This window comes from Pseudomonas putida, from assembly GCF_050990305.1.
GTDB lineage: Bacteria > Pseudomonadota > Gammaproteobacteria > Pseudomonadales > Pseudomonadaceae > Aquipseudomonas > Aquipseudomonas putida_AH.
This window is the reverse complement of sequence record NZ_CP158817.1, coordinates 518,884-538,389: the sequence shown is the minus strand read 5'-3', so window position 1 is coordinate 538,389 and position 19,506 is coordinate 518,884. Positions and strand designations below refer to the sequence as shown.

The window sequence follows — 19,506 nt, the reverse complement described above, 5'->3', positions numbered from 1 at the left end:
CAAATGGCTTGTGACCGTCACACCCCCAAGGATAGACGGCAATTGCAAGGACTCAGCTCAATATGGAGATGGCCCCCAAGTATTTCAAGGCGCGCGGCAGATTGTCGCAATCCAGACTGTCCAACCAATGTAAATCAGTCCAACTGCGCAACCAGGTGAACTGACGCTTTGCCAATTGGCGCGTGGCGATGATTCCACGCTCCTGCATCTCGGCTGACGTCAGTTTGCCGTCCAGGTAATCCCAGACTTGTCGATAGCCTACTGCACGTATAGACGGCAACCCGGCATGCAGGTCACTTCGCTTACGCAGGGCTACGACCTCGTCGATGAATCCCTGTTCCAACATTAAAGTGAATCTTTGTTTAATTCGCTCGTGCAGTACCTGGCGATTTGCCGGAGCAATTGCCAAGTTCGCGACAGTATAGGGCAATTGTTGCCGTCCCGAAGCGGCTGCTTCAGTACTTTGCGCAGATTGTCGCAAACGAAGGGCAGTCATGCTTTGACCGCTGACACGATAAACTTCCAGCGCTCGACTGAGGCGTTGCGGATCGTTCGGATGAATGCGCGCGGCGGACACCGGATCGATCGCTGCCAATTGTTCATGCAGGGCTTGCCAGCCAAGGCGCGCAGCTTCTTCTTCGATCTGGGCTCGCACCTCGGGGTCAGCGGCCGGCATGTCGGCCAGGCCTTCGAGCAAAGCCTTGTAATAGAGCATTGTGCCGCCTACCAACAGCGGAATTTTTCCACGCGCGGTGATATCGGCCATGGCTTCGAGGGCATCACGTCGAAAATCCGCGGCCGAATAACTCTCGGCCGGGTCAAGAATATCGATCAGACGGTGCGGATACTGCGCCAGAAGCTCCTTCGACGGCTTGGCGGTGCCAATGTCCATGCCGCGGTAGACTAGCGCCGAATCGACGCTGATCAGCTCGCAGGGCAGAACCTTGGTGAGCTCGATGGCCAGGTCGGTCTTGCCGGCGGCGGTCGGGCCCATCAGGAAAATCGCAGGTGGGTGCTGGTTCATCAACGACCGCGCAAGAACAGTTTGTCCAGATCGTCCAGGCCCAACTGGGTCCAGGTCGGTCGGCCATGGTTGCATTGACCGCTGCGCTCGGTGTTTTCCATATCGCGCAGCAGACCGTTCATTTCCGGCAAGGCCAAGCGGCGATTGGCACGGACCGCGCCATGGCAGGCCATGGTACCGAGCAGTTCGTTCAGGTGCGCCTGAATCCGGTCGCTGGTGCCGTATTCCATCAGGTCGGCCAACACATCGCCGACCAGTCGATTGGCCTCGGCCTGCTTGAGCAGCGCCGGGATCTGCCGAATGGCCAGGGTTTCCGGGCCAAGGCGTTGCAGTTCAAAGCCCAGGCGCTGGAACCAGGCGACATGCTCTTCGGCGCAATCGGCCTCACGCTGGCTGACCGCCAGGGACTCCGGCACCAGCAGCGGCTGACCGCTGAGGCCTTCACTGGCCATGGCGACTTTCAGGCGTTCGTACATGATCCGCTCGTGAGCGGCGTGCATGTCCACCAGCACCAGGCCTTGGGCGTTTTCCGAAAGAATGTAGATGCCTTTGAGCTGCGCCAGCGCGTAACCCAGTGGTGGGATATCGCCCTGCCCGGCCGGCAACGCTACCGCACCGGTCTCCGGCAACGGTGCAAAGAACTCGCGATAGGCGGCCTGAGCCTCGGCGGCAGGCACAGCGGACTGAGGTCGCGGCGTGTATTGGTATTGATAACCGGCACCGGAACCCGAGCCGGCCGGCGTATTGATAGTCGGTTGCGCCTGAGGCTGCTCCAGCAGCGCATTGGCCGCCAGGCGCATTTCGCCCTGTGGGCCGAACTCACCCGCCTCAAGCCCTGTGGGCCGGACAACCGCTGTCGCCACCGGCGCCGCCAGTTGGTCTTCCGGCCGCACATCGCCCAAGGCTCGGTGCAAGGTGCCATAAAGAAAATCGTGGACCATGCGCCCATCACGGAAACGCACTTCGTGCTTAGTCGGGTGCACGTTGACGTCAACGCCCGCCGGATCGACTTCGAAAAACAGCACGAAGGTCGGGTGCCGGCCGTTGAACAGTACATCGCGATAAGCCTGACGCACGGCGTGGGCTACCAGTTTGTCGCGAACGGCACGGCCGTTGACGAAGAAATACTGCAAGTCCGCCTGGCTGCGATTGAACGTCGGCAACCCGACCCACCCCCACAAGTGCAGACCGTTGCGCTCGATTTCGATCGGCAACGCCTGCTCCAGGAAACCGGGACCGCAAATGGCCGAAACGCGCCGGGCACGGGCCGCATCATCATGGGCCTCGTGCAGGCTGAGGATGGTCTTGCCGTTATGGCGCAGATGGAATGCCACATCGAAGCGTGCCAGGGCCAGGCGCCTGATCACTTCTTGCAGATGATCGAACTCAGTTTTCTCGGTCTTGAGAAACTTGCGCCGGGCCGGTGTGTTGAAAAACAGGTCGCGAACTTCGACAGAGGTGCCCACCGGATGCGCTGCCGGCTGCACCCTGGCCGCCATTTCGCGACCTTCGGTCTCGACCTGCCAGGCCTGATCGGCATCGCGGGTACGGGATGTCAAGGTCAGGCGTGCCACAGAACTGATCGACGCAAGCGCCTCACCGCGAAAGCCCAGGCTCATGACCTGTTCAAGGTCTTCCAGGTTGCGGATCTTGCTGGTGGCGTGTCGCGCCAGGGCCAGCGGCAGGTCATCGGCAGAAATGCCGCTACCGTCGTCGCGCACTCGCAGCAGCTTGACGCCGCCCTGCTCCACATCGACATCAATGCGCTTGGCACCAGAGTCCAGGCTGTTTTCCAGCAGCTCCTTGATCACCGACGCCGGTCGCTCAACCACCTCGCCGGCGGCAATCTGGTTCGCCAGCCGAGGACTGAGCAGCTCAATGCGAGCAGCGTTAGTCAGCACCGGGTTCATTCTTTGGCCGCCAGTTCAGTGCCAGGAATGGTCAAATGTTGACCGATTTTGAGTTCATCACTCGCCAGGTTGTTGGCACTGCGCAGCGTGGCTGGCGATACCTGATAACGCACGGCGATCATCGCCAGCGTCTCACCAGGGCTTACCCGGTGATCACGTGGCCCCTGGGCAATCTTTCCGGAGTCGCGCAACCAGGCGATGTAAGTACCCGGTGGCGGATTCTGCTGGAAGAACTGACGTACGCCACTGCTGATGGAGCGCGCGAGCGCCTGCTGATGGCTCGACGCAGCGAGCTTCGAAGCTTCGTTGGCATTAGAGATGAACCCGGTTTCCACCAGAATCGACGGAATATCCGGCGATTTGAGCACCATGAACCCGGCTTGCTCGACCCGTTGTTTGTGCAGCGGAGTCACCCGGCCGATGTTGCTCAATACCTTCTGACCGACGTTCAAACTGGAGGTCAGGGACGCTGTCATCGACAGATCGAGCAGCACACCGGCGAGCATGCGGTCTTTGTCGTCGAGGCTGACGTTGCCGGCACCGCCGATCAAGTCGGAACGGTTTTCACTGTCCGCCAGCCAACGGGCGGTTTCAGAGGTCGCACCGCGATCAGACAGGGCAAACACCGAAGCACCGAAAGCGGCGGCCGAAGGCGCGGCGTCGGCGTGGATCGAGACGAACAGGTCTGCGCCTTTCTTGCGGGCGATTTCGGTACGACCACGCAGCGGAATGAAATAGTCGCCGGTACGGGTCAGCTCGGCGCGGAAGCCTTTCATGCCGTTGACCTGCCGCTGCAATTCGCGGGCAATCTGCAGCACCACATCTTTTTCGCGCTGGCCGCGGGAGCCAGAGGCGCCCGGGTCTTCACCGCCGTGACCGGCGTCGATCACCACAATAATGTCGCGCTTGCCGGCAGGCGCCGGCGGCAATTTGATTGCCGGCTCGGCAGGCGTGACCGGCACGGCCGGAACCGTGGCCACCGACGGCGTCGGCGCTGGAGCTGGCGCGGCGTCTGCGGGATTATCAAAGAGGTCGACCACCAGTCGATTGCCGTACTGGGCATTGGGGGCCAGAGAGAAGCTTTTCGGGGTGACCGGCTTTTTCAGGTCGATCACCACCCGCAAGTCGGTCGGAGTACGTTGGGCCGAACGCATGGCCGTGATCGGCGTATTCGCGCTATTGACGTTCAAGGGTGCGCCAAGGGTCGCGCCACTGATGTCGATCACCAGCCGATCCGGCGCGGTCAGGGTAAAGACGCTGTGCTGCACAGGGCCTGTCAGGTCAAACACCAGCCGTGTGTTGTCCGGCGCCCGCCACAGGCGAACGCTGTTGACCTTCGTCTCGGCCACAGCGTCGACGGTCACCGCCAAAAACAACACCCCTACGGCAGCAACCAACGCGCGAAAGCGCATACCTAACCCCATCATTTATTTGGATTCCAATGCCAATGCGGCACACCACGACTCGCCACGCGAGCCCTGGGATAAAATTTTCAGCGAACGCCCGCTGCCTTGCGGGCTAATGGTAATGGTCAGGTCGGGCTTTGGCAAAAAGCCTGCACCTTTATCGGGCCATTCGATCAGGCACAGGGCGTCGTCTTCGAAATAGTCGCGAATACCGAGGAATTCCAACTCTTCCGGATCGACCAGGCGATACAGATCGAAGTGGAAGGCGCGGATGTCGCCAATCTCGTAGGGCTCGACCAGGGTAAAGGTCGGGCTTTTTACTGCCCCGACATGCCCAAGCCCGCGAATGATGCCCCGGGACAATGTGGTTTTCCCCATCCCCAGGTTGCCTTCAAGAAAAATCAGGCCGTGCCCTTTAGTGGTTTGGGCAATGCGTGCGCCAAACGCCGTCATCGCCTCTTCATCAGCCAGGTACAGGGTTACTTCAGACACGGTGTTTGCTCCTCCAACAACTGACGAATGGCTGGAATCAGATCACTGGCCGCCAGCCCGCGGCCGAACTTACTTTGTTGTTCACCGGCATTGGCGTGCAACCAGACCGCCAGACAAGTGGCGTCGAATGCATCCATGCCCTGGGCCAGCAGTGCGCCAATCAGACCGGCCAGCACATCGCCCAAACCCGCAGTGGCCATGGCCGGATGACCTTGATGACACACAGCTAACCGCCCGTCAGGACTGGCAATCAGGCTTCCCGCCCCCTTGAGCACCACGACCGCCGCATATTTTTTGCTCAATGCATGGGCCGCCGCAGGGCGATCGGCCTGAATCTGAGCAGTACTCACGCCCAATAAACGTGCAGCTTCCCCCGGATGCGGGGTGATCACGCTGACCTTGGGCAAGTTCACATGCTCTTCGGCCAACAGATTCAATGCGTCGGCGTCCCAGACTTGCGGTAGCAATGCGTTGGCGGCGGCCGACAACAGGCTGCGCCCCCAAGCCCCTTGACCAAGGCCCGGACCGACAACCAACACGGAAACCTTCTCCAGCAAGCCCATGAGCTGATTGGCCGACGAAGTCCCCAGCGCCATGACTTCCGGGATTCGCGCCAACGCCGCCGGAACATGTTCCGGACGGGTCGCCAGCGACACCATGCCGGCACCGCCGCGCAGCGCACTTTGCGCGCTCAGCAAAATGGCGCCACCCAGACCACGATCACCGCCGATCAACAGCACATGACCGAGGGCGCCCTTATGGGATGTGGGTGCCCGGGAAGCCAGACGCGGTAGACTGCCGCGCGTCAGACGACGGGCGCTGGTCGGTGCGCCTTCAAGTAACTGCGGATCGGCGTGCAGGTCGTTGAAGACCAGCTCACCCACTACGTCTGCCGCATGACCGGTGAACAGTCCCAGCTTCAAACCAATGAACGTCACCGTCAGGTCGGCCCGCACTGCACATCCAAGGATTCGACCGGTGTTGGCACACAGTCCTGACGGAATATCCACTGCGATGACCGGGAGCCCGCTGGCATTGATTGCAGCGATGACACTGGCGTATGGCTCACGCACATCGCCAGCAAGGCCGGTACCGAGCAAGGCGTCCAGCACGAGGCCGCGCAATTCGGAGCACTCGGTCCAAGCTTCGATATAGATACTTTCCGACACGGCCTCCGCATGGGCCGATGCCGCATCGCCGCGCAGCTGCTGCGGATCGCCGGCCGCCAGAACCTGCACCGACCACCCCGCGCGCCTGGCAAGCACCGCCACCAGATAGCCGTCGCCCGCGTTATTGCCGTGACCGGCCACCACCGTCAATTCACTCGCCGTCGGCCACTGGCGGACCAATGCGCGCCAGGTGGCTCGGGCAGCACGCTGCATCAGCTCGAAGCCCGGCGTGCCGGCCGCGATCAGGCTCGCATCGAGCCCTCGGACCTGCTCGGCACTGTACAGCGCGTCGGGTAAATCATCTTTAGTGTGCGGCATGCGTCTTCGGGCTCCGATGTCTGGCAGAATTATACGCACCTCAGCTCCGGTTTCTCTCGTCTCATGCCCGCTATTACCACAGACCTGCCCGCCCTCGCCCAATCCATCAAGGACTGGGGCCGCGAGTTGGGCTTCCAGCAAGTCGGCATCAGCGGTCTCGATCTGGCCGAGCATGAGCAGCACCTGCAGCGCTGGCTCGACGCCGGCTACCACGGCGAAATGGACTACATGGGCGCCCATGGCAGCAAACGCTCGCACCCGGAAGAACTGGTGCCGGGCACCTTGCGCGTCGTTTCACTGCGCATGGACTACCTGTCGGGCGATACCAAAATGGCGCAGTTGCTGGCCCAACCGGAAAAAGCCTACGTCTCGCGTTATGCCTTGGGCCGCGACTACCACAAGTTGATCCGCAAGCGCGTGCAACAACTGGCGGAAAAAATTCAGGCACACATCGGTCCGTTCGGCTATCGCGCGTTTGTCGACAGTGCCCCAGTGCTGGAAAAAGCCATTGCGGAACAGGCCGGCCTGGGATGGATCGGCAAAAACACCCTGGTCTTGAATCGCAAGGCGGGCAGTTATTTCTTCCTCGCCGAACTGTTCGTCGATTTGCCGCTGCCGGTCGACCCGCCCCACGCCACCGAACATTGCGGTCGTTGCAGCGCCTGCCTCGACATCTGCCCAACGAACGCCTTTGTCGGCCCCTACGTGCTGGATGCAAGACGTTGCATTTCCTACCTGACCATCGAACTCAAGGGCGCAATCCCTGAAGAACTGCGTCCATTGATTGGCAACCGGGTATTTGGCTGCGATGACTGCCAGATTGTCTGCCCGTGGAACCGCTTCGCTCGTCCGTCCGGTGAAAGCGACTTCAAGCCACGGCACAACCTGGACAACGCCGACTTGGCCGAGCTGTTCATGTGGGACGAAGGCAAATTTCTGAGCAGCACCGAGGGATCGCCCTTAAGACGAGCGGGTTACGAAAGCTGGCTGCGCAATCTGGCGGTCGGGCTGGGCAATGCACCGTCAACGATTCCGGTGCTGGAGGCTTTAAAGGCCCGGCGCGAATACCCCTCCGAGATGGTGCGTGAACACGTCGAATGGGCCCTGAAACAACACGGCCTCGCGTAGGAGCTGCCGCAGGCTGCGATCTTTTGATCTCGTCTTTTAAAAACAGAATCAAAAGATCGCAGCCTGCGGCAGCTCCTACATTTAAGGTCGAATCAGGCTTCGTCGTTGTAGACGAACTTCGGCATTTCCCAATGAAAACGGATCGCCAATAAACGCAGCAGGAAGCCGCCGAATAGCGTGATCAATATCGCTTGCTCTCCCGGCACGTTCAGCCAAAGGCAAAACATGTAGCACCACGCCGCCGCGAACGAGACGCTGGCGTAGAGTTCGCGGCGGAAAATCAGCGGAATGTCGTTGCAGAAAATATCCCGCAGAATGCCGCCGAAGACCCCGGTAATCACGCCACTGACCGACGCAACCAGCATGCCGTGGCCCATTTCCAATGCGGTCATGCAGCCGATGAGGGTGAAGGCCACCAGACCGACGGCGTCCAGCACCAGGAACAGCGAGCGCAAATGGCGCATCCAGCGCGCGGTAAACACGGTGATCATCGCCGCAATCGTGGTCAATATCAGGTATTCCGGGTGCTTGACCCAGGTCAGCGGGTAGTGACCGAGCAGCACATCACGCACCGAACCGCCGCCCAACGCCGTGACGCAAGCGATCAGCACCACACCAAACCAATCCATGCCGCGACGGCCCGCAGAGAGCGCGCCGGTCATCGCTTCGGCGGTGATGGCGATCAGGTAGAGCATCAGCAACATGGTGGCGGTCCTTGCAGGAGGGCGCGCAGTCTAGCCATTTAGCATTGGCACCAAAAGAGGGCAAGAGCACCACAACCCCCTGTAGGAGCTGCCGAAGGCTGCGATCTTTTGATTTTGTCTATTTAAAAATCAAAAGATCGCAGCCTTCGGCAGCTCCTACATAGAGACCTGGTTCATCAGTTAGAACTTGATGAAATGCTGACGGTAGTGCTGCAACTCGGCGATGGATTCGCGGATGTCGTCCAGGGCCAGGTGGGTGCTGCCCTTCTTGAAGCTGTCGCGCACGTCTGGCGCCCAGCGAGCCGCCAGTTCCTTGAGGGTCGAGACATCGAGGTTGCGATAGTGGAAGTAGCTTTCCAGGGATTTCATGTGGGTATAAAGGAAGCGACGATCCTGGCAGATGCTGTTGCCGCAGATCGGCGACTTGCCCTTGGGCACCCACTTTTCCAGGAAGGCGATGGTCTGGGCTTCAGCTTCGGCCATGCTGATGCGACTTTCGCGCACACGCTGGGTCAAACCCGAGTTGCCATGGGTACGGGTATTCCACTCGTCCATGCGAGCGAGGACTTCGTCGCTATGATGGATAGCGATCACCGGACCTTCGGCCAAGGTGTTCAGGTCACTGTCGGTGACGATGGTGGCCATTTCGATAATGACGTCGTTATCCGGGTCCAGACCGGTCATTTCCAGGTCGATCCAGATCAGGTTCTGTGAGTTTTGCATGTGTCGGCTCCTAGGCAATGCTGCGCAGTTTAGCCTAGGCCGGTGGCCGGGCGTGCTAAACTCGCGGCCGTTTTACCTAATCGCTGCATTCTTGATACGGAACACCCATGGCCAAACGCCAACTCAATCGTCGTCAAAACTGGCGCATCGAAAAGATTCAGGGCGAACGCGCTGCCCGCGCCGCCAAACGCGAGTCCTCGGCTGTCGAGGCGCTCGAAGGTGGCGACCTGGGCCCGGAACAGCACGGCCTGGTGATCGCCCACTTTGGTGTGCAGGTCGAAGTCGAGGCCCGCGATGGCGAGCTGGCGGGCCAGGTGTTCCGTTGCCATTTGCGCGCCAACCTGCCGGCGCTGGTCACCGGCGACCAGGTGGTCTGGCGTGCCGGCAACCAGGGTATCGGCGTGATCGTGGCGCAGCTGCCGCGCAACACTGAACTGTGCCGTCCGGACAGCCGTGGCCAGCTCAAACCCGTGGCGGCCAACGTCGACATGATCGTCATCGTTTTCGCACCGCTGCCCGAGCCCCATGCCAACCTGATCGACCGGTACCTCGTGGCCGCCGAACACGCCGGGATCAAGCCGCTGCTGTTGCTGAACAAGTTCGACTTGATCGATGAAAACAACGCCCCGGCACTGAATGCCTTGCTGGCGGTCTATCGCTCCCTGGGTTATCCAGTGCTCGAAGTGTCGGCTCACCATGGCAACGGCATGGAGCAATTGCAGAAGCAATTGGACGGACGCATCAGCGTATTCGTCGGCCAATCCGGCGTCGGCAAATCATCGCTGGTCAACAGCTTGCTGCCGGACGTCGAAACCCGTGTCGGCCCGCTGTCCGAACTGTCCGGCCAGGGCACCCATACCACCACCACGGCGCGCCTGTTCCACTTCCCCGGCGGCGGTGAACTGATCGACTCCCCGGGCATCCGCGAATTCGGCCTGGGCCACGTCAGCCGTGCCGACGTCGAAGCCGGCTTCATCGAGTTCAACGACCTGCTTGGCACCTGCCGTTTCCGCGACTGCAAGCACGACCGCGAACCCGGTTGCGCCCTGCTCAAGGCCCTGGAAGATGGCCGTGTGCAACAACAACGGATGAACAGCTACCGCTCGATCATCGCCAGCCTGCCGGAGAACGGTTACTGAGTCGTTTCCAGCAGACATGAAAAAGCCGCGATCAACTCGCGGCTTTTTCATGTCTACTGCCGGTAGATTCATTCCCCTGTAGGAGCTGCCGCAGGCTGCGATCTTTTTAGCTTAAAAAACAAAGTCAAAAGATCGCAGCCTTCGGCAGCTCCTACACACAAAGTGTCATGGCTGCTTGGGCGTCTCACCCGGCTTCGGCGCCGGATCGTCAAACAGATTCAAACGCTCGCGAAGCTCGTGCGCCGGCAACGGTTCCTTGTCCGCCGGCAACGCATTCGGGTCGACCGGCGTGGCCGGGGCAGCACCCGGAGCTGCAGACGGGGTTTCTGGTACAGGCTCCGCACCTTGTGAACCTTCGATCGCACGCTGCGCTTTCTTAGTCAGCACGATGATGTCGATGCGGCGGTTGACCGGATTGAACGGATGCTCACGGTCAAACAGGGCCGACGAGGCATAACCCACCACCCGAGCCACCTGCGCTTCCGGATAGCTACCCGCGACCAGCGCCCGGCGAGCGGCGTTGGCACGGTTGGCCGACAGCTCCCAGTTACCGAAATCGCCCTGACCGCTGTACGGCTTGGCGTCAGTGTGACCGCTGATGCTGATCTTGTTCGGCACAGCCTTGATGGTGTCGGCCATGGCCAGCAGGATATCTTCGAAATACGGTTTCAGACGCGCACTGCCGGAGTCGAACATCGGCCGGTTCTCGGCGTCCACGATCTGAATGCGCAACCCGTCCGGAGTGATCTCGAACATGATTTGGTCTTTGAATTTCTGCAGCTGCGGATTTTCTTCGACCTTTTTCTGCAACTCTTGCAGCAACAGTTCGAGGCGCTCCTTTTCCACCATCTCGGCCATGCCTTCGACCTGTTCGGCGTCGACGGTCACCTTGTCCGGTTGCGGCTGGGATTTCACCTCGGGATTGAGGGTATTTTCCGGCGCCAGGGTCGGCGTACCGCCCAAATCGATGATGTAGGGCGTGCCGCTTTCGGAGAAGCCGATCGGGTCCTTGAAGTAACCGGCGATGGCGATCTTCTGCTCCGGTGTTGCCGTGGACAACAGCCACAACACCAGGAAGAACGCCATCATCGCCGTGGCGAAGTCGGCGAAGGCGATTTTCCAGGCGCCCCCGTGATGCCCGCCGCCATAGCGCTTGACGCGCTTGATGATTATCGGCTGATTGTTCTCCATGACTTAACGACCACGAACCGCTTGTTCCAGCTCGGCAAAGCTAGGACGGTGTGCCGGGTACAGTACCTTGCGCCCGAACTCCACGGCCAGCGATGGCGGCATGCCAGAGGCCGAGGCCACCAGCGAGGCCTTGATGGCTTCGTAGATGTTCAGTTCTTCCTTGGCATCGTGCGCCAGGGAATGGGCCAGCGGACCGAAGAAGCCGTAGGCGGCGAGAATACCGAAGAAGGTACCTACCAGCGCCGCACCCACGTGCAGACCGATGGATTTCTGATCGCCCTCACCCAGGGAAGCCATGGTCACAACAATACCCAGTACCGCCGCGACGATACCGAAACCAGGCATCCCGTCGGCAATGCCGTTAACGGCGTGGGAAGGATGCTCCAGTTCTTCCTTGAGGCTGTACAGCTCCATGTCGAACAGACCTTCGAGTTCGTGAGGAGCCATGTTGCCGGAGGACATGATGCGCAGGTAGTCGCAGATGAATGCCGTCATGCGTTCGTCCTTGAGGACTGACGGGTACTTGGCGAAGATCGGACTCGCGGCGGCATCTTCGATGTCGCCTTCGATGGCCATCATGCCTTCGCGGCGGCTCTTGTTGAGGATCTCGTAGATCAGGCCCAGCACTTCAAGATAGAAGCCATGATTGAAGCGCGAACCGAACATGCTCAGGGACTTCTTGAGCACGTGCTTCGTCATGTGGCCGGGGTTGGCCTGCAGGAATGCACCAAGTGCTGCACCACCGATGATCATGACCTCGAAGGGTTGGATCAGGGCGGCGATTTTGCCGTGGGAGAGCACGTATCCGCCGAGCACGCTCGCGAATACGACGATGATGCCGATAATTTTAGCCATAGGTAGGAGAGCACTTACTGAGTCGGGTTCAAGGTCATATTCGGAAGTTAATAAATCTCTTCTTCTACTTATCGGCAAAACTGCGCCAGACTAAAGGCAGTTCAGGCGAAAAGCCAATTTGACCCTCTCCGGGCCCGGGAAATGCTGATGATGATCGCCTCCAGACATGGCTAACGAAACGAACCTCCCGACTCCAAAACCCACCACGCTCGAAGGCTGGATCAAGCTTCTGGATGGTGTGCGCCTGCCCGTTCCCCAGGCCAGTCACGACCGTGTCTGTCGGGCGATCCGCGACAGTCGCAGCTCGGTGCGTGACATCGCCGAGTTGATGCAAGACAGCCCGGCCCTGGCCTTGAGCGTGATCCGTGAGGCCAACCGACATACCCACGGCAGCATGACCGAGCCTGCGGAAAATCTTGAAATCGCGATCAATCGCCTAGGCCTCAAGCGCACTGAAGAGTTGCTGGAGCGCTTGCCAGCCCAGCCCATGGCCGAGATTCCGAAAGCCCTGCGCCAGCTGCAGATGATCAGCCAGCACGCCACTCAACAGGCCAACGGTTTTTTTGCCAACCGCCTGGCCCGCCTGTGGCAAGACATCCATTGGGGTAGCCTGCTGTTTCTGTCGCCACTTTGGCCTTTGGCCCTGACACATCCGCAACTGCTCGAAGACTGGGAGCTGCGGGTCATCCATAAAGGAGAGTCGGCGCGTAAAGTCGAAAAGCAATTGTTTGGCGCACGCCTGCTGGACATCGGCTTGGCGCTGGTGGAGCTCTGGCGCCTGCCAATCTGGGTTCAACAAGGCTATCGATTGTTGCTCAGCGAGCAACGAGAACTGGTGAAAGTCCTGCGCATTGCCCGCGATAGCGAACATCCGCTGCGCCAGCAGAACCGCCTTGACGACGATCCAACCCTGCGCCGCTGGCTCAATCAGCCAGCCAACACGGTGCTGCTGGCCAACGGCCTTGCACTCTCGGCACAGCAAGCCTGGGACAGCCCCCACAGTCAGCGCTGGCAATACCTGACCAGTCTTTATCTGCAAATGCCGATGGACGAAGTCCAGCAGCAATTGCATCAGCAAGCAGCCAACAGTGCGCGCCAGCACGCCATGCCCGACCTGTGGCACCCGGCGGTGGCGCTGATCTGGCCGTGGGGCACGAACCGTGTCCACGCCGGACTGTTGCCGGCTCCGGCGCCAAACGCCGAAGACCTGGCGAAATGGCGCAAACAGTGCGCCGAGCTGCTGGTCGAGCCAAGTCGCTTCACCAATGCCATGCACCTGACCACCTCCGCCCGTGACGCACTGGTCGCGTGCGGCATGCGCCGGGTGATGATCCTGATGGCCGACCGCACCCACGCCAATCTGCGAGTGCACCAGATCGCCGGGCTGCCGAAGGAAGCAGCCGGACTGAATTTTGCCGTGAGCCAGAGCAGCGTGTTGCAACGTTTACTCGCGCAACAGGCTCAGCTGCGCCTGACACCCGACAACAACGCGCAATTTTCCGCCCTGCTACCCAACAGCCTGCGTTCGCAGTTCAGTGGCGAACACCTGCTGCTGCGCTCGCTGGTCAACAATGGCCGGGTGATCATGATCGTCGTGGCGGACCAGGGCGGTGGACCGTTTTCGGAAATCACCGTACAAGCCTTCGGTAAAACCGCGCAGTGCATCGAGAAAGCGCTGCATAACTTTAGCCGCCGCGGCCAATAGCGCTGCGCTACAATCCTCCCTTTTGTGCCCTGGAGACCTCACATGCCTGACTTCTCTGGCTTGCCGCTGGTGATCGAACCGAGCGACTTGCTCCCTCGCCTCGAGTCCCGCGAATTGATTCTGGTGGACCTGACCAGCAGCGCTCGCTACACCGAAGGGCATATTCCCGGTGCGCGATTTGTCGACCCCAAACGTACACAACTGGGCCAGGCACCTGCGCCGGGGCTGATGCCGCCGCAAGCAGCACTCGAAGCCTTGTTCGGTGAGCTGGGACACAACCCCGATGCGGTCTACGTGGTTTATGACGACGAAGGTGGCGGTTGGGCCGGGCGCTTTATCTGGCTGCTGGACGTCATCGGCCACAGCAAGTACCACTATGTCGATGGCGGCCTGACTGCCTGGCTGGCAGAAGGCTTGCCCATGTCGATCCAGATCCCGCCTGCTGCGGGTGGACCGGTCGCACTGACCCTGCGCGATGAACCCACGGCCACCCGCGAATACCTGCAAAGCCGTCTCGGCGCTGCTGACCTTGCGATCTGGGACGCGCGCGGACCGCTGGAATACTCCGGCGAGAAAGTGCTGGCGGCCAAGGGCGGGCATATCCCAGGCGCGGTCAATTTCGAATGGACCGCAGGCATGGACAAGGCGCGTAACCTGCGCATCCGTACCGACATGCCGCAGATCCTCGAGCAACTCGGGATCAGCAAGGACAAAGAAGTGATTACCCACTGCCAGACTCACCATCGTTCTGGCTTCACCTACCTGGTGGCCAAATCCCTCGGTTATCCGCGGGTCAAAGGCTACGCCGGTTCCTGGGGCGAATGGGGCAACCATCCCGACACCCCTGTAGAGAATTAAGGTTTTAAGGACAGTTAATGAACAAGCGTCTGTTTATCCTCAGCCAGTACCTGCTGCCTCACAACTTGCTCTCGCGACTGGCCGGCTGCATCGCCGAATGCCGTGTGCGCTGGTTCAAGAATGCCTTTACCGCCTGGTTCGCCAAGCGCTATCAGGTGAACATGTCCGAGGCACTGGTCGAGGACCTGACCGCCTACGAGCACTTCAATGCCTTCTTCACCCGCGCCCTGAAAGACGGCGCCCGCCCGCTGGATCAAACCCCAGGCGCGATCCTCAGCCCGGCCGACGGTGCGGTCAGCCAGCTTGGCCCAATCGAGCACGGCCGCGTGTTCCAGGCCAAGGGCCACAGTTTCAGCGTGCTGGAATTGCTCGGTGGCGATGCCGCCAACGCAGCGCCATTCATGGGCGGTGACTTCGCCACCATTTACCTGTCGCCCAAGGACTACCACCGCGTGCACATGCCGCTGGCCGGCACCCTGCGCGAGATGATCTACATCCCTGGCCGTCTGTTCTCGGTCAATCAGACCACCGCTGAAAACGTACCGGAGCTGTTCGCCCGCAACGAACGCGTGGCGTGCATTTTCGACACCGAGCGCGGGCCGATGGCCGTGGTGCTGGTGGGCGCAATGATCGTTGCCTCGATCGAAACCGTGTGGGCCGGCCTGGTCACACCGCCCAAACGCGAGCTGAAAACCTTCCGTTACGACGAAGCCGCCCGCGCGCCGATTCACCTGGAAAAAGGGGCGGAACTGGGTCGCTTCAAGTTGGGTTCGACGGCTGTCGTGCTGTTTGGGCCGGATCAGGTGAAATGGGCTGAAGAACTGGCGGCGGGATCGCCGGTGCGGATGGGCCAAGGCATGGGTCTGCCGAAGGCTTAAGCTTTTTGCCGAATGCAAACCTGTAGGAGCCGGCTTGCTGGCGATAGGTCCATCAAGGACGCCATCGCCAGCAAGCCGGCTCCTACATTGGGCTCACTCCTTAGAGCTGGCCGTCGCGATCGCGCAAGCCCAGCAGATACAGCACGCCATCCAGCCCAAGGGTGGAGATCGCCTGCTTCGCCGACTGTTTGACCAGTGGCTTGGCGCGGAACGCTACGCCCAACCCGGCAATCGCCAGCATCGGCAAGTCGTTGGCGCCGTCGCCGACCGCAATGGTCTGTTCCAGCCGCAAGCCTTCCTTGTGCGCCAACTCCTTCAATAGATCAGCCTTGCGCTGCGCATCGACAATCGGTTCGATCGCCACGCCGGTGACCTTGCCATCGACCACTTCCAATTCATTGGCGAACACGTAGTCGATACCCAGCTTCGCCTGCAATTGCTTGGCGAAGTAGGTGAAGCCGCCCGACAGAATGGCCGTCTTGTAGCCCAGGCGCTTGAGTTCAGCGAACAGGGTCTCGGCACCTTCGGTCAGACGCAGCGAGGCACCAATCGAATCCAGCACGCCGACATCCAGCCCCTTAAGCAACGCCAGGCGCTCTTTGAAGCTGGCGCGGAAGTCCAGTTCACCGGCCATCGCCCGCTCGGTGATTTCCGACACTTTGTCGCCAACGCCGGCAGCCTTGGCCAACTCGTCGATGACCTCGGCTTCGATCAGGGTCGAGTCCATATCGAACACCGCCAGGCGACGGTTGCGACGGAACAGCGAATCTTCCTGGAAAGCGATGTCGACGTTCAGGTCCTGAGCCACGCTGAGGAATTCGGCTCGCAGCGCCTGCGGATCGGCCGCTTCGCCGCGCACGGAAAACTCGATGCAGCCCTTGCCCTTGTCGGCCGGCATATCCAGCGGCATGCGCCCGGACAAACGATCGATGTGATCGATGTTCAAACCGTACTTGGCGGTGATCGAGCTCACGGCCTGCAATTGCCCGGCGGTCACTTTGCGGGTCAATAGCGTCACGATGTGGCGCTTTTTACCCTGATTGCCGACCCACTGCCGGTAATCCTCTTCGGACACCGGCGTGAAACGCACCTGTTGATCGAGCTCATAGCCCTTGAACAGGATGTCCTTGAGTACCGACTTGCCCTGTTCGGTGTCAGGAATTTCAACCAGGATGCCGAACGACAGCGTGTCGTGGATCACCGCCTGACCGATGTCGAGAATGTTCACACCACCCTGGGCCAGAACGCCGGTAATGGCCGCGGTCAGACCCGGACGGTCCTCACCAGTGATGTTTATCAGGACGATTTCGCGCAAGGCGCACCCCCGCAGGTGGAAAAAAACCGCATTCTACCCACTTTCAGTGACCATCGGGCACCGTGAGCGCTTTGACGGTCTAGGGCCTGTCGCTATACTGCGCGTCAACTTCACGGACAAAAGAGCCGAGCTCAAGTGAACCGGCCCACGCCAGTAAAAACCGATAACTTCTTCCTGCTGATCTTCCGGGCACTGCGCCATCGCCGTGTACCGATTGCATTGCGCATCGCCAGCCATAACGTGATTCTGGTCGCCCTGGCCCTGGTCATCTATGCCGGGGTGATGGGCTTGCAGTTCAAGCAGGCCATGCACGAGCAGGCGGATGCGCTGGGCGAAAGCCTGACCACGCAGACAGCCACTTCGGCCACGGAGCTGTTGGTGTCCAATGACATCCTCAGCCTCAATGTGCTGCTCAACAACCTGACCAAGAACAAGCTGGTGGCCCACGCCGCCATCTACAGCATGGATAACCGCATCCTTGCCGAGTCCGGTCAGCGTCCCAAGCACGGCCTGCTGGGCGAAGCCGAAGGCATCTACCAAAGCAAGATCACCTTCCAGGACGTGACCGCCGGCCAGTTGCGCATCAGCCTGGACATGGATCAGTTCCAGCAGCCGATGACCATCAGCTTGCAGAGCATGGGCATTCTGAGCGCGATTCTGCTGGCGCTGTCCCTGGCCTTGAGCCTGCGCCTGGGCCGGCACATTACGACGCCGCTCCTGCAGTTGCGGGTGTGGCTGCGTCATATCGACGAACATACCCCGGCCACCGACCGTCAGGACGAGATCGGCGACCTGGCGCGTCAGTTGCACGCCGACTTCGCACCTGAACCGGCCGAACCTGAACCCGTGCCGGAACCGGAGTTCGACGACAACGATTACGACGACGCCGAACCCGGCTTCGAAGTGCGTAACCTGCGCGATCCGAGTTTCGACGAAAGCCGCCCGGTGGCAGCAATGAAAGCGGCGCCACGACGCACGGTCAGCACCGTCGAAGACGATGACGACGATGCGTTCGCCGATCTTCTCGATGAGGCCCCGGACAACACCGAAAAACCGCTGGGCAAACCGGTGCCATCCAACGTACCGCAGCACAGTGCGATTCTGGCTGTTCAGCTCGGCTCGCAAGAGCAATTGCGCCGCCTGCCCCGTACTCGCCTGGAAGAACTGCTCAAACGTTACCGCGACTGCCTCGACCAGGCTGCTTCGCTCTACCAGAGCGAACTGCACACGCTGAACGATGGCAGTACGCTGATGCTTTTCCACACCGAAGACAGCGGCGACGACTACCTGACCAACGCCATCTGCTGCGGTGAACTGTTGCGGGCACTGGGCCATCAGTTGCAGATCGAAGTCGCCGACAGCGGCATCACCCTGCAATTGCAACTGGGCCTGACCCTGGGCGACGATCTGTTCGGCCTGAGCCAGATCGACCTGTTGTTGACCGACCCTGCGCAGGACGCCTTGGCCCTGTCACAACACAGCCGCAACCTGCTGCTGGTGGAGCGCAAGATCGGTGACGATGCACTGATTCGTCAACGTGCGCGAATCCGCCCGATTGCCAGCCCTGAGGGTGCGTGCTGCGTGGAGCGGTTGATGGAGCCATATCCGTCGATGCTCGAGCGGCAACTGGCGCGGATGCATGAGCGTCGGGCGTAAAAGCCGCGCTATGAAGAAGCCCGCACACGAGTGATCGTCTGCGGGCTTTTTATTGCCTGCTCTGGCCTCTTCGCGGGCAAGCCTCGCTCCTACAGGCTCTATGTCGTCCAGGCCAAAACCTGTAGGAGCAAGGCTTGCCCGCGATAGGCCGGTACTGACCTTAAAGATCCATGACGTGCAGAAACAACAAAGCCCGCATCAATGCGGGCTTTGTTTCGAATCCGTCCAGCCTTAGAAGCGGAACACTTCCATATCCGTGCGGATCGGTGCTGCCATCGGAATCTTCGGCTGCTTTTCCGCTTCTGCCGCAGGCGCTACCGGCTTGGCCGCCGGTTTTTTTGGTGCTTCGGCAATCGGTGCCTGGTTGGCCAGCGGTTTTAGGGCGACCGACAGCTGTTCGGCGAGTTTCTGCAACAGCACGCCCTGAGCCTGAACCTGAGCGGCCGTGTTGCCGGCATGTTGCTCTTGCAGATGAATGATGCGGTTATCGCGCACCTGACCGCGGCGGTCGATCAAGCGCCATTGGGCGTCGAGGATCGCCGGTTGCTTCTCACCCGAATCCAGGCGAGTGATGGTCAGCAGCACCTGAACGTCCGGGGTGAACCCAGTGGTTGCCGGCGCCAATACCACGCGCTGGCTGTCCAGGTGACCGGCGACCTGACGCAGCAGCAACTGGTCGATGTCCGAAGACAGGCTTCCCGCCCAACGACCATCGACCGAGGCTTGGAGGCTGCCATCGGGCTGACGCTGCAGCAACGTTTCACGCTGCAGGTAGTCAGCAACGGTTACCGGACCCAACAATACAGCCATGCCCGCGCCTTGCGCAGGCTGAACCGGACTTCCGCTGTCCAGTTGATACAGCGACACCGGTTGGTGAACGCTGCAACCCGCCAGGCCAAGAACGCCAGCGAGCATCAAAATAAAAGGAAGGCGCAGAGCAGTCATCGTCCCATCCAGGTGATCGCCACAAGGCTGACCACAGTGAAAATACTCAATAAATATGAAGAACGCTCGGCCACGCCGGCGCTTGAAAGG

The 19,506-nt window shown here is 60.6% G+C and carries 17 protein-coding genes; 6 read left to right on the top strand and 11 right to left on the bottom strand.

Annotated elements, in window-relative coordinates; translation table 11 throughout:
• Positions 1-52: 52 nt before the first annotated feature.
• From miaA to ABTV22_RS02430, 5 genes are read right to left on the bottom strand one after another with little or no spacing between them, the layout of a single operon-like run.
• Positions 53-1,024 (bottom strand): tRNA (adenosine(37)-N6)-dimethylallyltransferase MiaA, encoded by a 972-nt coding sequence (gene miaA, locus ABTV22_RS02450; RefSeq protein ID WP_433738404.1) that lies wholly within the window; start codon positions 1,022-1,024, stop codon positions 53-55.
• Positions 1,024-2,922, bottom strand: a complete 1,899-nt coding sequence (mutL, locus tag ABTV22_RS02445) for a DNA mismatch repair endonuclease MutL (RefSeq protein ID WP_433741276.1) — start codon at positions 2,920-2,922, stop codon at positions 1,024-1,026. Before mutL ends, miaA begins: the two co-directional genes overlap by 1 nt.
• Before the next feature lie 8 nt (positions 2,923-2,930).
• The gene (locus ABTV22_RS02440) at positions 2,931-4,361 is read right to left on the bottom strand and encodes an N-acetylmuramoyl-L-alanine amidase (RefSeq protein WP_433738403.1); all 1,431 of its coding nucleotides are present in this window, start codon (positions 4,359-4,361) and stop codon (positions 2,931-2,933) included.
• Entirely contained in the window at positions 4,362-4,832 is a 471-nt protein-coding gene (gene tsaE / locus ABTV22_RS02435; protein ID WP_433738402.1) for a tRNA (adenosine(37)-N6)-threonylcarbamoyltransferase complex ATPase subunit type 1 TsaE, read from the bottom strand. It abuts the gene before it with no gap.
• Positions 4,820-6,319, bottom strand: coding sequence for an NAD(P)H-hydrate dehydratase (locus ABTV22_RS02430; protein ID WP_433738401.1), 1,500 nt, complete (start codon positions 6,317-6,319; stop codon positions 4,820-4,822). The genes tsaE and ABTV22_RS02430 overlap by 13 nt, the downstream gene beginning before the upstream one ends.
• Before the next feature lie 63 nt (positions 6,320-6,382).
• Between ABTV22_RS02430 and queG the strand changes: the two genes are divergently transcribed.
• Positions 6,383-7,447, top strand: coding sequence for a tRNA epoxyqueuosine(34) reductase QueG (gene queG / locus ABTV22_RS02425; protein WP_433738400.1), 1,065 nt, complete (start codon positions 6,383-6,385; stop codon positions 7,445-7,447).
• A 92-nt stretch (positions 7,448-7,539) separates the two neighbouring features.
• Here queG and ABTV22_RS02420 read toward each other — a convergent pair whose 3' ends face one another.
• On the bottom strand, positions 7,540-8,151 hold the full coding sequence (locus tag ABTV22_RS02420; protein ID WP_433738399.1) for a trimeric intracellular cation channel family protein: 612 nt from the start codon (positions 8,149-8,151) through the stop codon (positions 7,540-7,542).
• Positions 8,152-8,331: 180 nt separating this feature from the next.
• A complete protein-coding gene (orn, locus tag ABTV22_RS02415) occupies positions 8,332-8,874 on the bottom strand; it encodes an oligoribonuclease (RefSeq protein WP_433738398.1) in 543 nt (180 codons plus the stop codon).
• A 107-nt stretch (positions 8,875-8,981) separates the two neighbouring features.
• Here orn and rsgA point away from each other — a divergent pair, with 107 nt between their 5' ends.
• Entirely contained in the window at positions 8,982-10,013 is a 1,032-nt protein-coding gene (gene rsgA / locus ABTV22_RS02410; protein WP_433738397.1) for a small ribosomal subunit biogenesis GTPase RsgA, read from the top strand.
• 165 nt (positions 10,014-10,178) lie between these two features.
• Here rsgA and motB read toward each other — a convergent pair whose 3' ends face one another.
• Both motB and motA read right to left on the bottom strand, forming a co-directional pair.
• The gene (motB, locus tag ABTV22_RS02405; RefSeq protein WP_433738396.1) at positions 10,179-11,204 is read right to left on the bottom strand and encodes a flagellar motor protein MotB; all 1,026 of its coding nucleotides are present in this window, start codon (positions 11,202-11,204) and stop codon (positions 10,179-10,181) included.
• Between the two features lie 3 nt (positions 11,205-11,207).
• Complete coding sequence (gene motA, locus ABTV22_RS02400; protein ID WP_433738395.1) at positions 11,208-12,059, bottom strand: flagellar motor stator protein MotA; 852 nt, start codon at positions 12,057-12,059, stop codon at positions 11,208-11,210.
• A 166-nt stretch (positions 12,060-12,225) separates the two neighbouring features.
• Between motA and ABTV22_RS02395 the strand changes: the two genes are divergently transcribed.
• The 3 genes from ABTV22_RS02395 to asd are packed head-to-tail and all read left to right on the top strand — an operon-like array spanning position 12,226 to position 15,500.
• Positions 12,226-13,764, top strand: coding sequence for an HDOD domain-containing protein (locus ABTV22_RS02395; RefSeq protein ID WP_433738394.1), 1,539 nt, complete (start codon positions 12,226-12,228; stop codon positions 13,762-13,764).
• A gap of 42 nt (positions 13,765-13,806) precedes the next feature.
• On the top strand, positions 13,807-14,622 hold the full coding sequence (locus ABTV22_RS02390) for a rhodanese-like domain-containing protein (RefSeq protein WP_433738393.1): 816 nt from the start codon (positions 13,807-13,809) through the stop codon (positions 14,620-14,622).
• 17 nt (positions 14,623-14,639) lie between these two features.
• Positions 14,640-15,500 carry an archaetidylserine decarboxylase gene (gene asd / locus ABTV22_RS02385; RefSeq protein WP_433738392.1) on the top strand — a complete coding sequence of 287 codons (861 nt, stop codon included), beginning with the start codon at positions 14,640-14,642 and terminating at the stop codon, positions 15,498-15,500.
• 100 nt (positions 15,501-15,600) lie between these two features.
• On the opposite strand, the gene serB is transcribed toward asd, so the two are convergent.
• The gene (gene serB / locus ABTV22_RS02380; protein ID WP_433738391.1) at positions 15,601-16,815 is read right to left on the bottom strand and encodes a phosphoserine phosphatase SerB; all 1,215 of its coding nucleotides are present in this window, start codon (positions 16,813-16,815) and stop codon (positions 15,601-15,603) included.
• Between the two features lie 135 nt (positions 16,816-16,950).
• Between serB and ABTV22_RS02375 the strand changes: the two genes are divergently transcribed.
• Positions 16,951-18,471, top strand: coding sequence for an AhpA/YtjB family protein (locus tag ABTV22_RS02375; RefSeq protein WP_433738390.1), 1,521 nt, complete (start codon positions 16,951-16,953; stop codon positions 18,469-18,471).
• A gap of 231 nt (positions 18,472-18,702) precedes the next feature.
• Here ABTV22_RS02375 and ABTV22_RS02370 read toward each other — a convergent pair whose 3' ends face one another.
• On the bottom strand, positions 18,703-19,416 hold the full coding sequence (locus ABTV22_RS02370; RefSeq protein WP_433738389.1) for a PqiC family protein: 714 nt from the start codon (positions 19,414-19,416) through the stop codon (positions 18,703-18,705).
• Positions 19,417-19,506 lie beyond the last annotated feature (90 nt).

Bases quoted from the DNA above. Each gene is read 5' to 3' on its own strand.
- ABTV22_RS02430 (WP_433738401.1), bottom strand. From the start codon at position 6,319: ATGCCGCACACTAAAGATGATTTACCCGACGCGCTGTACAGTGCCGAG.
- ABTV22_RS02420 (WP_433738399.1), bottom strand. From the start codon at position 8,151: ATGTTGCTGATGCTCTACCTGATCGCCATCACCGCCGAAGCGATGACC.
- queG (WP_433738400.1), top strand. From the start codon at position 6,383: ATGCCCGCTATTACCACAGACCTGCCCGCCCTCGCCCAATCCATCAAG.
- ABTV22_RS02390 (WP_433738393.1), top strand. From the start codon at position 13,807: ATGCCTGACTTCTCTGGCTTGCCGCTGGTGATCGAACCGAGCGACTTG.
- ABTV22_RS02395 (WP_433738394.1), top strand. From the start codon at position 12,226: ATGGCTAACGAAACGAACCTCCCGACTCCAAAACCCACCACGCTCGAA.
- ABTV22_RS02440 (WP_433738403.1), bottom strand. From the start codon at position 4,361: ATGATGGGGTTAGGTATGCGCTTTCGCGCGTTGGTTGCTGCCGTAGGG.
- miaA (WP_433738404.1), bottom strand. From the start codon at position 1,024: ATGAACCAGCACCCACCTGCGATTTTCCTGATGGGCCCGACCGCCGCC.
- motB (WP_433738396.1), bottom strand. From the start codon at position 11,204: ATGGAGAACAATCAGCCGATAATCATCAAGCGCGTCAAGCGCTATGGC.
- ABTV22_RS02370 (WP_433738389.1), bottom strand. From the start codon at position 19,416: ATGACTGCTCTGCGCCTTCCTTTTATTTTGATGCTCGCTGGCGTTCTT.
- orn (WP_433738398.1), bottom strand. From the start codon at position 8,874: ATGCAAAACTCACAGAACCTGATCTGGATCGACCTGGAAATGACCGGT.
- asd (WP_433738392.1), top strand. From the start codon at position 14,640: ATGAACAAGCGTCTGTTTATCCTCAGCCAGTACCTGCTGCCTCACAAC.
- rsgA (WP_433738397.1), top strand. From the start codon at position 8,982: ATGGCCAAACGCCAACTCAATCGTCGTCAAAACTGGCGCATCGAAAAG.
- motA (WP_433738395.1), bottom strand. From the start codon at position 12,059: ATGGCTAAAATTATCGGCATCATCGTCGTATTCGCGAGCGTGCTCGGC.